Genomic DNA, 14,459 nt, shown 5'->3' with positions numbered 1-14,459 from the left:
GCGCCCGGGAGGCTGCGCCGTACGGATGGACTCGGGCCGTACGGCGGCGGGTACGGGGTCTCGGCGCGCGAAGCGGCCTACCTTCGCACTGCTCCCACACCCCTCCACGAAAGGCAGTACCCGTGCGATCGATCCGTTGCGCCCTGACCGCTCTCGCCGCCGGTGGCATCATCCTGGCGGGCGCGTCCGCGGCCTCCGCCGACGACGCCTTCACCGTCTACGCACCGGTGACCAACACGTACTCGATCGTCTTCGGTGACTTGAGCCAGGTGGCCGGCGACGACGTCTTCAACGCCGGCCGCGACAACACGGTCGGCTCCCACAACGGCGCGGCCCCGGCCGGGGACATCGGCATGGCGAGCCTGCCCGGAACCCAGATCATGAGCAACGAGGCCCTGATGCGGGCTGCCGGCCAGTGGACCGGCAACATCGGCAATTAGCCCCCGCTACCGGACACGGATGCAGGCAGGGAAGGGGGCCGCCGCCCCGGACGGGGCGGCGGCCCCCTTCCCGTGCCCCGCCGTCCGGCGGCCCGGACCCATCAGCTCCCGTCAGGGGAGGCCGCTCGCCCCGGGGCCCCGGTCACCCCGGCTCGCCGGGGGGCCGGTAGCCGATCTGCCCGGCGCTGCGCAGGGCGTCCAGGGTCTCCTCGACGGTGAGGAGCACGGTCGTCTCGAACGAACTGAGCGCACCGCCTCCGCTGATCGCCAGCGAGACGGCGGCCATCGAGACGTTGTCGGGGGCCTCCCACAGGTTGTAGCCGTCGTGGGTGCCGAAGGCGTACCAGAAGCCGTGGAGCTTCCCGCCGACCGACTCGATGTAGGACCGGGCGGCCTCCGCCCGGTCCTCCGGATGACCGATCAGCCGCGCCCAGGTCTGGGGCGTGTAGCTGAACCTCGATAGATAGAGCGGCATCGTGTCCCTCTCTCGTTTGGTCGAGAGGTGCCCGCGGCGGGCCGCACAGGAGCGGGGGAGCCCCCGGAGTCCCCCGAACAGCTGGGCACGACAACCGCCACGGCCCACAACCGACGGCCTAACGGCCGCCGCGGTGCTCCCTGAGGTGCAGCGCGAGTCCGGCGGCGGCCGCCGCGGCCACGACGCCGGCCGCCATGAAGCCGTTGCGCGAGCGCCAGGACAACACCGACCAGCGGGACTGCGCCGACAGCACCGAGCCCGTGCTCAGCCAGGAAGCGGCGGACAGCATGGACAGCGAGGACCCGATGGACGCGGCGCAGAGCGCGCTGCCCACGGATCCGACGGACAGCACCGACCCCACCGAGCCGATCGACAGGACCGACCCCACGGAGCCGATCGACAACACCGAGTCCTTCGACCAGAGGGAGAGGGCGGACCCCTTCCCCCGGTACCACGAGCCCGCCAACGCATCAGGTTCGGTCACGGGCCCATCCTGACAGGGACCGGGGGAGCCCGCCGGTATCGGCGCCGGGCAACCCGCACGACTACCGGTCGCGCCAGTCCGCCAGTCCGCCAGTCCGCGAGCCCGCGAGCCCGTGCGCCCGTGCGCCGGTCAGGCCGCGGCCGCAACCACGTGCGCGTTGTCGACGTACAGGCACAGCGCGCCGTCCTGCGGGCACCTCAGGCCGACCGAGATGCTCCGTACCGCTCCGTCCTGCGCGAACGAGAGCGCGACCGCGACCTGGAACACGCCGTCCCCTGCGGGGCATTCGGGCAGGTCCGACGGCTCGAAGCCCGGCCCCGGCGAGGCGGGCGGCAGCGGGACCCCGGACGGCGCGAGCGTCCACGGGTACGCCGCCGGGTACACGTCCCCGTCCGTGATGCCGACCGGTATGCAGCAACCCACGCAGAAACACTCGCCCTTGGCGACCTCGAACCCGTCCGCCCCGCTGCCGCACAGCTCGCACGAGACGACCAGCACCTCGACACGCCCGCCCGGCTCCGCACGGGCGGCATCGCGCACCATGCGCACGACCTCCTCGGGCCCGGCGCAGGGCCGCCCCGCAGCTCCGGACGTCCACACGGCTTCATGATCCATGGTGGGGATCCTCGCACGCGGGCCCGGCCGGACCGCCGCCGCGCCACCCGGCCCGCTACCCGGCCCGCTCCGCGCGAAAGGCACGCCGGTAGGCGGCCGGTGTGGTGCGCACGGCCTCGTGGAAGCGCCGGCGCAGATTGACCGCCGAGGACAGACCGACCCTGCGCGCGATGGTCTCCACGGGCAGGTCCGTCTCCTCCAGCAGCGCCCGGGCCGCGGCGATCCTGCGGTCCAGCAGCCAGCGTCCGGGACTGATGCCCAGCTGCTCGGTGAAGCGCCGGGTCAGCGTGCGGGCCGAGACCTGCGAGCGGACCGCCATCTCGGCGACACTGACCGGCTGGTCGAGCCGCCCGCCCAGCCACTCCAGCAGCGGGGCCAGCGAGTCGGTCACCGGTCCGGAGGTGGGCAGTTCGGCGTACTGCAGCTGGCAGCCCTCGCGGTGCGGCGGCATCACCATCCGCCGGGCGATCCGCATCGCGTACGCGGCGCCCTGGTCGACACCCACCAGGTGCAGGCACAGATCCACGCCGGCCGCGGACCCGGCGCTGGTGGAGACGTCGCCGTGGTCGACGTAGAGCACCGCGGGGTCCACCCGTACCTGCGGGAACCGGGCGGCCAGTCCGGCGGCCTGCGCCCAGTGGGTGGTGGCCCGCCGGCCGTCCAGCAGTCCGGCGGCGGCGAGCACGAAGGCGCCCGAGCAGATGCCGACGATCCGGGCGCCGCGCCGGTGGGCCCGGCGGACCGCCGCGACCACCGCCCCCGGCACCTCGGTGCCGGCCGGCTGCTGCCAGCCGGGCACCAGCACCGTGTCCGCACCCTCCAACGCGTCCAGGCCCGCGGTGACCAGCATGTCGTAGCCGGACCGGGTGCGCACCGGGCCGGGGTGCTCGGTGCAGACCCCGAACGCGTAGCGGGCGGGGATCTCCGGGCCGTGGTCGCCGAACACCTCGGCCGCACAGGCCAGCGGGAACGACGACTGCGGGGGCTGAAGCAGGGCCACGACCCTGTGCAGCGCCGGGGACGTGGGCAGCGAACGCGGCGTCATGGCGGGAAAGTACCCCATCATGTCGTTCAGGACACTGGGGACGGGGGATTGGTCCAGTCCAATATCGGTGGTGTGACCGCCACTCAGACCCCGACCGGCCGCCGGCCCGATCCACTGGCCACCCGGCCCCCGTTGTGGGACCGCCGCTTCACCCTCTACTTCACCGCCCGCGCGGTCTCGCTCCTCGGCGACGCGATGATGCCGGTCGCCGCCGCACTCGCCGTCGGCGCCCTGTACGGGATCTCCGGCGTCGGCCTCGTCCTCGGTACCTGGACCGGGACGTTCGTCCTCCTCGTCCTCTTCGGCGGGGTCCTCGCCGACCGGTTCGGCGCCCGCCGGATGATGGTCTGCGCGGACCTCGTACGGGTACTCACCCAGGGGATCCTGGCCGCTGCCTTCTTCGCCGGGACCCCGCCGTTCTGGCTGCTGGTGACCATGGCGGCACTGGCCGGTGCGGCCGTCGCCATGTTCCTGCCGGGCGCGAACGGGATGGTCCCGCTGGTCGCCCGCGAGCCGCAACGGGCCAACGCCACCCTCAAGGTGGCCGACGCGCTCGCCCACCTGCTCGGCCCCGCCCTGGCTGGCCTGCTGATCACCCTGACCAGCGCCGGCACCGTGTACGCGATCGACGCCGGCACCTTCCTGCTCAGCGGCCTGTGCCTGACCCTCATCCGCCTCACCCCCGCCGAGCCCGCCGAGCCCACCGTCGACGCGCCCGCGCCCGCCGCGGCCGACGCCGACTCCCGCGCCCGCACCACCGGTTCGCTCCGCCGCGACCTGCGCCAGGGCTGGCAGGCATTCCGCGCCCGCACCTGGATGTGGGCGGTCATCCTCATCTGGATGGGCTACGGCGTGCTGGTCTTCGGCCCCCTGGTACCGCTCGGCTCGGCACTGATCGGCGCCCGCCTCGGCCCGGACGCCTACGGCCTCGCGGTCTCCTGCCTCGGCGCCGGAACGGTGCTCGGCGGCCTGCTGGCACTGCCCCTGCGCCCCGCCCGCCCGCTGGCCGCCGGCACCGTGGCCATGGCGCTCTACACCGCACTGCCGCTCTGCATCGCGCTGGACGCCGGCCTGCCGGCGCTGCTGGCGGGCCACGTACTCGGCGGCGGCGCCATGGCGTTCTGGTCGGTGATGTGGGCGACCAGCGTCCAGACCCACACCCCGCCCGCCCTCCTCAACCGGGTCACCGCGTACGAGCTCGCCGGATCGGTCTCCGGGATCGCGCTGGGCCAGATACTGGCGGGACCGGCCACCGCACTGGCCTCCCCGGGCCGGCTGCTGCTGGTGTCGGCGGGCGCCTGCCTGGCGGGCAGCGCCGCACTGTGCGCGATCCCCGCGATCCGCACCCTCCGCCGCACCACCGGCCCGGAACAACGGGTGTGACGGGGGCGGACCTGCTGACGTAGGTTCCTCCTCGGCCCGCCCCGTCCGGCGCGCGCCTCTTCATGTTCCGCACCCGTGGGGGTTCCTCAGCATGCCCGCAACTCCGGCCACTCCACCGGCCCCGCCCCCGGCACAGGGCCCGTACGCCGTGCCCGACGCGAGGGGCGGACGGCTGCGCGCGCCCGTGGGCCTGGCCACCGCGCTGACCGTGCTCTTCGCGCTGGTCATCGCCTCCGACGCCTGCACCCTGTACGCCGACTGGAACCTCCACTCGCTCATGGAACGGATGCTGGCCGATTCCGCCGCGGTGAGCGACGCCGAGCTGGACCGCGGCACCAGGCTGACCGGCCTCGCCGGCACGGTCCACGGCAATGCCGTGATCGTGACGGGCATCGTCTTCATCATCTGGTTCCACCGGGTGCGCACGAACGCCGAGGCCTTCGCCCCGGGTGCGGACAAACTCAAGACGGGCTGGGCCATCGGCGCCTGGTTCATCCCGTTCGCCAACCTCTGGCTCCCGTACCGGATCGCCGTCACCACCTGGGGGTCGAGCACGCCCTCCGCAGCCGACGGAGGCTACCGCCGCTTCCCGTTGACCCTGGTCAACCTCTGGTGGGGCCTCTTCGTGCTGTCCAAGCTCCTGGGGTGGTACGGCGGCCGGGCCTACAGCAGTGCCGAGAGCGCCGAGGCCGTGCGCGACGCAGCCCTGACGATGCTGGCCGGTGACGCCTTCGACCTCGTGGCCGCCGTCCTCGCCGTACTGTTCGTCCGCAGACTGACGGCCATGCAGCACGCCAGGGCCGCACAGGGACCCGCCGCCGCAGCGGTCCAGGGAGGACTCTGACACCGGCCGGATCATCCGCAGGAGGAACGCCGGCCACCGCACGGCAAGAGGCGGAGCCGACCGGATTCGAACCGGCGTCCTCGCGGTTTTGGAGACCGCGCGCGTCGACCTCTGCGCTACGGCTCCGCCCGCCCGGGATGGTAACGGCGCAGCTCCGCAGGCGACAGCGGAGAACTCCTCCAGGATCCTTTCCGTGCAGGACCACGCTCCGCACACGGCACGCACGCCACCCGGCGGCACCGACACCCCGGCGGCCGCGCCCGGTTCGCGGCCCGCCCGCGCCAAGGAAGTTCACCGCGTCAGCCACGCGGGCGCACGGCGTTGTCAGTGGCTCCGCCTAGCTTCTGCGACATGACGCGGACCGCACACACCTTCGCCTACGCACGCCCCTCCTCCCTGACCGCCGCAGACGCGGGCCAGGCCCTCAACCTGGAGACGGCGTCAGGCCTGACCCCGACCGGCACCGATGCCCACCCCCAGTTCTTCGCCGGGTTCCTGAGCGCACCTCAGGCGGCCGCACGGGCCCTGCTCGCCGTCGCGGACGTGGCCGCGGCCCGCTACTACCAGCGCACCCTGCGCGCCTCCCTCGACCCGGTGGTCACCGGCAACGGCGACCGGCTGCGCTTCGAGTCGTTCTCCGGCTGCTGCGGGGTGTACGCCCGGCTCGACGTGCTGCCCGACGGCCTGCGCGGCGCCGACACGGGCCACGGCACGACCAACGTCGACGTCAACAACCCGCTGCGCGAGGCACTGTCCCGGCTCAGCGGTGACGACCCGCTGCACCTGCGCGTCGGCCCCGACGCCATGGCGGTGACCACCCTGGACGGACCTCTCGTCGAGAAGAAGGTCCCGCTCCCCGAGCGCTGGCTGCGCGGCTTCGCCGAATCCCAGGCCGTCACCACCGGCTTCGACCTGCGGGCCGAACTCGGCGCCGCCGAAACGGCCCGCTTCCTGCGCTCCCTGCCGCGCACCGCGACGGGCGGCGGGGCCGCCGGCGGCGCCCTGTGGGTGGTTCCCGCGGGCCGCACACTGCGCCCCACGACCCGGCCGGTGCCCGGCGCGGTCTGCCTGCCCGGCCCCGAACGGCTCGCCGCCTTCCAGCGGGTGCTGCGCCACGCGACCGGCCTGCGCGTGTACGGCCCCGCACCGGACGGCGCGGGCCCCACCGCCTCCGCGTGGGAAGTGGGCCTGCCCGGGATGCGCCTCACCCTGACCCTGTCACCGGAGGCCGGCCGCGGGTTCTCCGGTGAGGGCGGTGTCCTGGAGGCCCTCGCCACCGACGCGGCCGCCGAGGACGCCGAACTGATCTCGGTCCTGCTCGCCTGGGAACCCCGTATCGATCCGGCCGACCTCGCCGGCCAGTCGGGGCTGCCCGTGGACCGCGTACGGGCGGCCCTCACCCGCCTGGGCACCGCCGGCCGGGTCGGCTACGACGTCGCCGAAGCCGCGTACTTCCACCGCGAACTGCCCTACGACGCCCGGCGCGCCGAGCGCCACAACCCGCGGCTGGTCGCCGCCCGCGCCCTGCTGGCGGCGGGCGCGGTCACCCTGGAGCACCCCGGCACCGCCGTGGTGGCTTCCGGCGAACGCCGCTACCAGGTCCGCGAGTCGGGTGGCGCACTCAGCTGCACCTGTCAGTGGTGGGCCGACTACCGGGGCCGCCGCGGCCCCTGCAAGCACGCACTCGCCACCCGCATGGCCCTGCGGGCCGCCCACCCCACCACCACCCCCGCCCCGTCCGGAGCCGCACGATGACCGCCACCGCCACCGCCACGCCCGCCCCCGCGGCCACCACCGCCGATGTCCTCGCAGCCGTACGGGCGGGCCGCACCGCCCGACTGCCCGCACTCCTCCAGCCGCTGGAGCCCGCCGAACGCAGGGTCCTGCTCACCGAACTGAAGGAGCTGCGCCGCGAACTGCGCGCCTCGCGCTGGGAACGCTGGCGGGAACGGGACCTGATGAGCCCGGCCCTGGCGGTCGCCGGAGCCGCCTGCACCACCGGGGCGGCGGCCGCGGCCGCCTGGATCGGCGCCGCCGACCTGCGCCGCTGGAGGCCGCAGCCGCCCACCGCCGCCCTGCTCGACGTACTCTCCGGCCACGACCCGCAGTGGCTCGGCAAGCTCGCCCACCGGCTGGCCGACCGGCCCACCACCGCCGAGCAGGACTACCCGCTGATCAGCGCACTCGTCCGGCTCGCCGGCTGCGAGACACCCACCACCGACGGCTGCGTCGAAGGCTGGGCCGCGGCCGTGGGAGCCACCGGCTCACCGCTCGTGGACGCCCTGCGCCGCGACCCCCACATCACCGCATTCGCCCCACGGCTGTTCGAGACCGCCGAACCGGTCCGGGCCCTCGAACGGCGCTGGGAGACGGCCGACCACAACCAATGGCCCGGCGCACTGGCCGTCCTGGCCGACGAGGGGTGCCTGGACCGCGCCGCCCTCCTGGACGGGTGCACCGCGAGACTGCTGCGCGGCGGCAAGCCCGCCCACCTGAAGCCCTACCAGGCGATCCTGGAAGCGCTCCGTCCGACCGCCGAGGAGGAACGGGAGCGGGCCGCCGACTGGATCGCGATGGCCGCCGACGCCCCCTCCGCCGTCGCCGGGACCGCCCAGCAGACCCTGGCCCGGGTCGCGGCGGCCGGCCACCTGACCCCCCGCATGCTCGCCGAAATGTCGGGCGCCGTCCTGTTCCGCACCGAGAAGAAGCTGGTCCGCGCACAACTCGTACTCATCGGCAGGGAACTCACCCGCGACCCGTCCGCCGCCCCCGAGCTGCTGCCGGAGCTCGGCGAGGCCTTCGGGCACCCGGACACCGACATCCAGGAACGGGCCCTGAAACTGGCCGCCGCGCATCTCACCGACGATCCCGTACTGCGCGACGAACTCGCCGACCGGGCACAGCTGCTGAGCCCGCTCCACCGGGCCCGCGCCGTGGAACTCCTCGGAGCCGCCGCCGCTCCCGCCGCAGCCACCGCCCCCTACGAGGAAATCCTGCCGCCGGTCCCCGTCCCCGCACCGCTCGCCCCGTCCCCCCGGACGGTCGCCGAGACCGTGGAACTCCTCGCCGCCGTCGTCAACTCCCGTACCGCGGGCGTCGAGGAGTTCGAGCGCGCCCTCGACGCACTGGTGCGGCACTCCCACCGCGACCGTGCGGCCCTCGCCCAAGCCCTGCGTCCCGCCCTGGCGGGCCGCTGGTGGCTCGACCCCGAACAGTCCCGCCACTACACCCAGGAACTCCCCGGCCTCGAACACGTCGCCGCCGCCATCATGGACATGCCGCCGACGGCCGAGGCACAGCCGGCGCTCGCGTCCTGGCGCGCCGACTGCCACCACACCGGCCTCCACAGCGCCCTCCACGCCCGTGTGAGCGAGGCCGCGCACCGCATCATGACCCGGCCCCTGCCCTTCCTGCTCGCCACGCCCACCGTGGAGACCGGCTCCCTCGACGCCCGGGTACTGGTCGCCCGCCTGGCCGAGTACGGCCGCCTCGGCGAGGACCCCGCCCCGGCCGACTTCGCCCAGGCCCTGCTGCGGGTCCGCCGGGACCCGGCCGTCGCCCCACAGGCCGCCGCCCTCGGCACGCCCGAGGGCGACCGCCTCGCCGCCTGGCTCGGCGCCGCCGGACAGCCGGTGCCCGTCACCCGCCGCACCGCGCCCACGGTGCAGTACCGGTGGGGCGGCCGGACACCCGCACGCCTCGTGATGGACACCGCACAACGCACCACCGTGGTACGCGAGTTCCCGCCCCCCTTCCACGAACTGGCGCGCGCCCGCACCGCGGACGACCGCTGCTGGGACGGCGGCGGGGACACCGCCCTGCTGCTCTCGGTGCTCCCCGAGGACCGGGAGACCCTCGCCGCCTGGGGCCTGCCGGCCGTCATCGCCGACGCCGTCCACGAAGGGCGCGCAGGCTCCGCACAGCTGCCCCTGCTCGCCGCGGCCGGCGGGCCCGCCGGCCCGGCCCTGCACCTGGCGGTCGCCACCGGACTCGGCGCCCGGCACCCCGAGGACCGGCTGCGGGCCGTGGACGCGCTCCTCACCCTCGCCGCCCGCGGCGACCTGGACGCCGTACGCCTCGGCGGTGACCTGGCCGACCTGATCGGCCTGGGCACGGTCAAGCCCAACCGGCTCGCCGACTCGCTGCGCACCGCCGCCGCGACGGGCGCCTACGCGACCACCTGGGCCGTACTGTCCGCCGCACTGCCCGCCCTGCTGACCGGCACCGCCGATCCGCGCGGCGCCGGAGACCTCCTGGCGACGGCCGCCGAATGCGCGGAGCAGTGCGCAGCGACGTCCCCCCAGCCGGCCGGGCTCGCCGACACCGCGGCCCGCGGCGGCAGGTCCCGCCTGGTCACCCAGGCCGCCCGGCTGCGCGACGCCCTCCACCGCAACGCGCAGACGCCGGCCGCGCACTGACGGATGTCCGGGCCGCCGGGCCCTGCCCGGCGGACACTGTGAGCGACGAAGGGAAAACCATGGTGGAAGACGTCTGGCGGATGGTGCACGCCGAACGGGCGGCCCTGATCGAGGACCTGGAGCGCCTGGGTCCCGAGCAGTGGCGGCAGCCGTCGCTCTGTGAGGGGTGGACCGTGCACGACGTGGTCGCCCATCTGGTCGACACGGCCCGCACGACGCGCCTGGGCTTCGTGACCGGACTGGTCCGGGCGCGCTTCGACTTCGACCGGCAGAACGCCCGCGGCGTCGAACACGCACGCGGGGCCACGCCGCACGAGACCCTGCAGCGGCTGCGCGAGGCGGCCCCGCGCACGTCGACCCCACCGGCGCCCCTGGACAGCCGCCTCGTCGAGGAGATCGTGCACGGTGAGGACATCCGACGGCCCCTGGGGCTCACCCGCCGCTACCCGCAGGAGGCCGTCGTCAGGGCACTCAGGCTGCAGACACGGACCCCCGCGTCGTTCGGCGGGGCCAAGGAGCTGGTGACGCGCGTCCGTCTGACGGCCAAGGACGCCGACCTGGCGATCGGTTCCGGACCGGAGGCCAGAGGACCCGCGCTCTCCCTCCTGATGGCGGTGGCGGGCCGCCGGGTGGCCCTGGACGACCTCACCGGCCCGGGCGTCGCGGCGCTCGCCGAAGGGGGCTGAGGCGACCGGCCGGCTGGGGCGACCGGCCGGCCACGGGGAACGGCGCCGCGGGGGGACCGGCGGCCCGGGAGCGGCGGCCCGGGGAACGGGGCCCGGGAAGTGGCGGCCCGGCGAGAAGGAAATCCCTGGGACCGTCCCGCCGGGCCGCGTACGCTCCGCCGTATGCCCCGCTCCTCGAACAAGCCCCGCCGGCTCGTCGCCGACGGGCGGACCTACATGTGGACGGTCCGCCACGGCCACCACGTGCCGGAGAACGGTGGCTGCCGCAAAACCCTCACCCTGCACGCTCAGCCGCCGGGCACCGGCGGCCTGCTGCGTTTCGTCTTCGACGAGGGTCCCACCCGGTACGTCTCGGGGTTCACCACGGGATCGGGCGAGGTGGGAGAGGTCGGCGTCGGCGCCCTGAACCTGCACGAACCGGGCACCGTACGGGTCCTGCTCGACGCGGCGCTGGCCCGCGGGTGGCAACCGGGGGAGCGGCGCGAAACGAAGGCCGACGGCTGGTCCTTCCTCGGGACGGCCGTCGCCGCACGCGGCTGAGCCCGTTCCCGCCCGCCCGGAGCCGGAGGCCGCAACGCCGCACCCGACGCCCGGCCCCGCACCCGACGCCCGGCCCCGCACCCGGCGCCCGGCTCGGCCGCCTCAGCGGAGCGGCGGCGTCGAGCGGGCACAGCGCTCCGCGAGCAGGCGCAGATGGGTGACCAGTTCCTCCGGCCCGGTGACGTCGAAGTCGCAGTCGAGCATGCCCAGATGGACGGCGAGGGTCTGCACCGTGTCGGCACCGGTCATCAGGACACAGCTGTCGGCGTCGATCGCCTCGACCGTGCCGACCGCGGGGTTGATCCGCTCCAGCACCACCGCCGCCGGAGCGTGCACGGTCACCCGCGCCCGGTAGCGCCACGCGGCGCCCGACACCCGCCGGGAGACGTACGCCGCGAGGTCGCCGTCGGGCGCCTCGCGCGGGGCGAAGCGCGGCCCGGCCGGGGTACGGGGCCGGATCCGGTCGGCCCTGAAGGTCCGCCAGTCCTCGCGCTCGACGTCCCATGCCACCAGGTACCAGCGCCGTCCCCAGTTCACCGCCCGGTACGGCTCCACGATGCGGCGGGTGGACGCCCCGGCGTGGTCCAGGTAGTCGAAGCGCAGCCGTTCCCGGTCGCGGCAGGCGGACACCAGGACGGTCAGCACCTCCGCGGAGACGGCAGGCGCCGGACGGTCGGCGGGCACGGCCACCGTGTACGCCCGCAAGGCCCGCACACGCCTGCGCAGACGCGAGGGCAGCACCTGCTCGAGCTTGGCCAGCGCCCGCAGCGAGGTCTCCTCGGTGCCGGGGACAGTGCCCTGCGCAGCGGTGTGCAGGGCGATCGTCACCGCGACGGCCTCCTCGTCGTCGAGGAGCAGCGGGGGCATCACCGCCCCGGCGCCCAGCCGGTAGCCGCCGGTCGTGCCGCGCGTGGCGTCCACGGGATAACCGAGCTCACGCAGCCGGTCGATGTCGTTGCGGACCGTCCGCCCGCTCACCCCCAAGCGCTCGGCCAGCTCGGACCCCGGCCAGGACCGAGCGGTTTGCAGCAGGGACAGCAGACGCAGCAGACGCGCGGAAGTATCAAGCATGAAGCCCAGCCTGAAGTGTCATTAGGAAGGCACCGTGCCTATATCGAGAATATCGTTCTACCCATGGAGACCAGCAGCAACACCGACGCCCGGATCCGCCCCTACCGCATCGACATCCCGCAGGCCGAGCTCGACGACCTGCGCGACCGGCTGGGGCGCACCCGCTGGGGCAGCGAGATCCCCGGCGCCGGCTGGAGCCGGGGCGTGCCGGGCGACTACCTCAAGGCCCTGGCCGCGTACTGGGCCGACGGCTTCGACTGGCGCAAGGCGGAGGCGGAGCTCAACGAGTTCCCCCAGTTCACCACCGAGATCGACGGCCAGAACATCCACTTCCTCCACGTCCGTTCGCAGAACCCGGCGGCCGTCCCGCTGCTCCTGCTGCACGACTGGCCCTGCTCGTTCGTCCAGTTCGTCGACGTCATCCGGCCGCTGGCGCAGGACTTCCACGTCGTCGTGACCTCCACGCCGGGCACCGGCTTCTCCGGCCCGCTCGGCGAGGCCGGCTGGAACACCGGCCGCATCGCCGCCGCGTTCGTCGAGCTGATGAGCCGGCTCGGACACGACTCGTACGGCGTCCAGGGAACGGGCGGCGGAGCCTGGATCGCCGCCGAGATGGGGCGCCGGGCCCCCGACCGGGTCATCGGCATCCACGTCAACGGCCTGATCACCTTCCCCTCCGGGGACCCCGCCGAATGCGAGGGGCTGACCGCCTCCGAGCAGGAACGCCTCGCCCGGCTGGAGGAGTTCCAGCAGGACCGGATGGGCTTCAACGCCATCCAGTCCACCCGCCCGCAGACCCTCGCCTACGGCCTGCACGACTCGCCGGTCGGCCAGCTCGCCTGGATCGCCGAGAAGTTCAAGGAATGGACGGACCCCGCCGCCGAACTCCCCGAGGACGCGGTGGGCCGCGACCGCCTGCTGACCAACATCAGCGTCTACTGGTTCAGCGGCACGGCCGGCTCCTCGGCGAACCTCTACTACGAAGCGGGCCACGACGCGAGCGCCTGGGCACCGAAGCCGCGCGGCACCGTCCCCACCGGCGTCGCCGTCGTCCTGAACACCGATGTCGCCATCCGCCGGTTCGCTGAGCGGGACCACCGCATCACCCACTGGAGCGAGCTGGAACACGGGGGCAACTTCCTCGCACTGGAACAGCCGCAGGCGTACCTCACCGACGTCCGCGCCTTCTTCGCCACCCTCACCGGCTGACCGCCCCCGCGGGGACCCGCCCCCGCGGGCGCCGGGCGCGACCGCGACACCGTGCACCGGATACGGGCCCGGCCGGTGCACGGCATCGTCGTGCTGCCCTAGCCGAACAGGCGGTCACCGGCGGTCGCCATCCGATGGGTACCGCCGTGGCGGTTCACCCAGTCGCGGACGAGGCCGATGGAATGGGCGCACTGCCAGCCGCCGTTGTAGTCACGCACCCCGGTGAAGGCCCCGTAGCCCGCGATGATGCCGTCCACCCGCCCGTCGCCCAGCAGCTTGTCGACGTACCACGGATCGTTGTACGTGGTCGTCCAGGCCAGGGTGGCCGCGAGGGCCCCGCTGTCACGGTCCGCGGCGCCCTTCTTCAGCTCCGCGCACGTGTAGTACGTGGGTTCCGTGCAGTTGCCGAACCCCTTGGTGATGTCGCTGTCGCCGTAGTCCATCACCCGGCGGCCGGCCGGGAACCCCGGACCGGACCGGTTGAAGGCACCCTGGACCCGGTCGCGGGTCCCGGTCGTCGTGATCCCCTCCAGACCGCCGAGCCTGCCCTCCAGACTCCTCCACCCCCGGCCGCCGACGTCCGGGTCGCTGCCGCCGTGGTACTCGTAGAACCCGTAGAGCACCGGGATCCCGGCGGCCGTCAGCCGCTGCGCCTTGTCACGCAGTCCCGCGACGCTGCATCCGCGGTTCTCCCGCTCCCCGCAGTAGTTCGGGTCCTTGATGTCCAGCCAGACCAGCGCCAGCCGGCGTCCTGCATTCGCGTGGGCGAGAATGCGGTCGATCATGCTGTCGAAGCTGGGGCCCAGCCGGTTGTCACCGGCCGATGAACAGTCGTGCCAGGCCCGCCATTCGTTCGGGTTCCACCAGGCGCAGACGTCCATCTCGATGCTGTTGGCCCCGTGCGCGAGCGCGGCGTCCACACCGCCCAGGGTGTCGACGCGGTGCGCGATGGCATAGACCGGGTGACGCTGATCGGCTGCTGCCGCCGGGGCCGCGCCGAGAGCGGTGGCGCCGATGACGGCGCACAGGGCCGCGATCAGCGCCAGGAGCATCCGTGGGCAAGCGGTCAAGGAAACACCCCGTCATGTCGGTGTCCGAATCGGGCGATCGGCATCATTCATCGCATGCCGCATGCGATGAATGCATCATGAACGAAACCCGGTGAAGGGCGCCCCCGGGCGGCCCGCGAGTGGCGAGAAACCGCTTCCGCGGCGACGGGGCGGCCGCCACGGCCGCCGGTGCCGGCCGG

14 protein-coding genes and 1 tRNA gene are annotated in these 14,459 nt (G+C 74.3%); 8 read left to right on the top strand and 7 right to left on the bottom strand.

Annotated elements, in window-relative coordinates:
- Nucleotides 1-122: 122 nt before the first annotated feature.
- Entirely contained in the window at nucleotides 123-440 is a 318-nt protein-coding gene (locus OG753_RS00510; protein ID WP_327260105.1) for a hypothetical protein, read from the top strand.
- Nucleotides 441-582: 142 nt separating this feature from the next.
- Here the strand turns inward: OG753_RS00510 and OG753_RS00505 are convergent, their stop codons facing one another.
- The 4 genes from OG753_RS00505 to OG753_RS00490 form a co-directional block, all read right to left on the bottom strand.
- Entirely contained in the window at nucleotides 583-915 is a 333-nt protein-coding gene (locus OG753_RS00505; RefSeq protein WP_327260104.1) for a GYD domain-containing protein, read from the bottom strand.
- Nucleotides 916-1,033: 118 nt separating this feature from the next.
- Nucleotides 1,034-1,399 (bottom strand): hypothetical protein, encoded by a 366-nt coding sequence (locus OG753_RS00500; protein WP_327260102.1) that lies wholly within the window; start codon nucleotides 1,397-1,399, stop codon nucleotides 1,034-1,036.
- A 129-nt stretch (nucleotides 1,400-1,528) separates the two neighbouring features.
- Nucleotides 1,529-2,014: a hypothetical protein gene (locus OG753_RS00495; RefSeq protein ID WP_327260101.1), complete on the bottom strand. Its 486-nt coding sequence runs from the start codon at nucleotides 2,012-2,014 to the stop codon at nucleotides 1,529-1,531.
- Between the two features lie 55 nt (nucleotides 2,015-2,069).
- On the bottom strand, nucleotides 2,070-3,059 hold the full coding sequence (locus OG753_RS00490) for a GlxA family transcriptional regulator (RefSeq protein WP_405786623.1): 990 nt from the start codon (nucleotides 3,057-3,059) through the stop codon (nucleotides 2,070-2,072).
- A gap of 72 nt (nucleotides 3,060-3,131) precedes the next feature.
- Between OG753_RS00490 and OG753_RS00485 the strand changes: the two genes are divergently transcribed.
- Both OG753_RS00485 and OG753_RS00480 read left to right on the top strand, forming a co-directional pair.
- Nucleotides 3,132-4,442, top strand: coding sequence for an MFS transporter (locus tag OG753_RS00485; RefSeq protein ID WP_405786622.1), 1,311 nt, complete (start codon nucleotides 3,132-3,134; stop codon nucleotides 4,440-4,442).
- Between the two features lie 91 nt (nucleotides 4,443-4,533).
- Nucleotides 4,534-5,286, top strand: a complete 753-nt coding sequence (locus tag OG753_RS00480) for a DUF4328 domain-containing protein (protein ID WP_405786621.1) — start codon at nucleotides 4,534-4,536, stop codon at nucleotides 5,284-5,286.
- Between the two features lie 51 nt (nucleotides 5,287-5,337).
- Here OG753_RS00480 and OG753_RS00475 read toward each other — a convergent pair.
- A tRNA-Trp gene (locus OG753_RS00475) sits at nucleotides 5,338-5,412 on the bottom strand.
- Nucleotides 5,413-5,637: 225 nt separating this feature from the next.
- Here OG753_RS00475 and OG753_RS00470 point away from each other — a divergent pair.
- From OG753_RS00470 to OG753_RS00455, 4 genes are all read left to right on the top strand, one after another.
- The gene (locus OG753_RS00470) at nucleotides 5,638-7,041 is read left to right on the top strand and encodes an SWIM zinc finger family protein (protein WP_405786620.1); all 1,404 of its coding nucleotides are present in this window, start codon (nucleotides 5,638-5,640) and stop codon (nucleotides 7,039-7,041) included.
- The gene (locus OG753_RS00465; protein WP_405786619.1) at nucleotides 7,038-9,704 is read left to right on the top strand and encodes a DUF6493 family protein; all 2,667 of its coding nucleotides are present in this window, start codon (nucleotides 7,038-7,040) and stop codon (nucleotides 9,702-9,704) included. Before OG753_RS00470 ends, OG753_RS00465 begins: the two co-directional genes overlap by 4 nt.
- Before the next feature lie 59 nt (nucleotides 9,705-9,763).
- Nucleotides 9,764-10,390 carry a maleylpyruvate isomerase family mycothiol-dependent enzyme gene (locus tag OG753_RS00460; RefSeq protein ID WP_327260095.1) on the top strand — a complete coding sequence of 209 codons (627 nt, stop codon included), beginning with the start codon at nucleotides 9,764-9,766 and terminating at the stop codon, nucleotides 10,388-10,390.
- 162 nt (nucleotides 10,391-10,552) lie between these two features.
- Entirely contained in the window at nucleotides 10,553-10,930 is a 378-nt protein-coding gene (locus tag OG753_RS00455) for a hypothetical protein (RefSeq protein ID WP_405786618.1), read from the top strand.
- A gap of 102 nt (nucleotides 10,931-11,032) precedes the next feature.
- Here the strand turns inward: OG753_RS00455 and OG753_RS00450 are convergent, their stop codons facing one another.
- Complete coding sequence (locus tag OG753_RS00450; protein WP_327260093.1) at nucleotides 11,033-12,001, bottom strand: transcriptional regulator; 969 nt, start codon at nucleotides 11,999-12,001, stop codon at nucleotides 11,033-11,035.
- 63 nt (nucleotides 12,002-12,064) lie between these two features.
- Between OG753_RS00450 and OG753_RS00445 the strand changes: the two genes are divergently transcribed.
- A complete protein-coding gene (locus OG753_RS00445) occupies nucleotides 12,065-13,210 on the top strand; it encodes an epoxide hydrolase family protein (RefSeq protein ID WP_327260092.1) in 1,146 nt (381 codons plus the stop codon).
- A 98-nt stretch (nucleotides 13,211-13,308) separates the two neighbouring features.
- Here the strand turns inward: OG753_RS00445 and OG753_RS00440 are convergent, their stop codons facing one another.
- On the bottom strand, nucleotides 13,309-14,280 hold the full coding sequence (locus OG753_RS00440) for a phospholipase (protein WP_405786617.1): 972 nt from the start codon (nucleotides 14,278-14,280) through the stop codon (nucleotides 13,309-13,311).
- Between the last annotated feature and the right edge of the window lie 179 nt (nucleotides 14,281-14,459).

The sequence above is a fragment of the Streptomyces sp. NBC_00029 genome (assembly GCF_045160505.1).
Lineage (GTDB): Bacteria > Actinomycetota > Actinomycetes > Streptomycetales > Streptomycetaceae > Streptomyces.
Note: the sequence above shows the minus strand (reverse complement) of the source record. Positions and strands in the feature narration are given on the sequence as shown.

Coding starts and splice junctions, on each gene's coding strand:
- OG753_RS00490 (WP_405786623.1), bottom strand. CDS start 3,059: ATGACGCCGCGTTCGCTGCCCACGTCCCCGGCGCTGCACAGGGTCGTG.
- OG753_RS00480 (WP_405786621.1), top strand. CDS start 4,534: ATGCCCGCAACTCCGGCCACTCCACCGGCCCCGCCCCCGGCACAGGGC.
- OG753_RS00470 (WP_405786620.1), top strand. CDS start 5,638: ATGACGCGGACCGCACACACCTTCGCCTACGCACGCCCCTCCTCCCTG.
- OG753_RS00460 (WP_327260095.1), top strand. CDS start 9,764: ATGGTGGAAGACGTCTGGCGGATGGTGCACGCCGAACGGGCGGCCCTG.
- OG753_RS00495 (WP_327260101.1), bottom strand. CDS start 2,014: ATGGATCATGAAGCCGTGTGGACGTCCGGAGCTGCGGGGCGGCCCTGC.
- OG753_RS00465 (WP_405786619.1), top strand. CDS start 7,038: ATGACCGCCACCGCCACCGCCACGCCCGCCCCCGCGGCCACCACCGCC.
- OG753_RS00450 (WP_327260093.1), bottom strand. CDS start 12,001: ATGCTTGATACTTCCGCGCGTCTGCTGCGTCTGCTGTCCCTGCTGCAA.
- OG753_RS00455 (WP_405786618.1), top strand. CDS start 10,553: ATGCCCCGCTCCTCGAACAAGCCCCGCCGGCTCGTCGCCGACGGGCGG.
- OG753_RS00505 (WP_327260104.1), bottom strand. CDS start 915: ATGCCGCTCTATCTATCGAGGTTCAGCTACACGCCCCAGACCTGGGCG.
- OG753_RS00445 (WP_327260092.1), top strand. CDS start 12,065: ATGGAGACCAGCAGCAACACCGACGCCCGGATCCGCCCCTACCGCATC.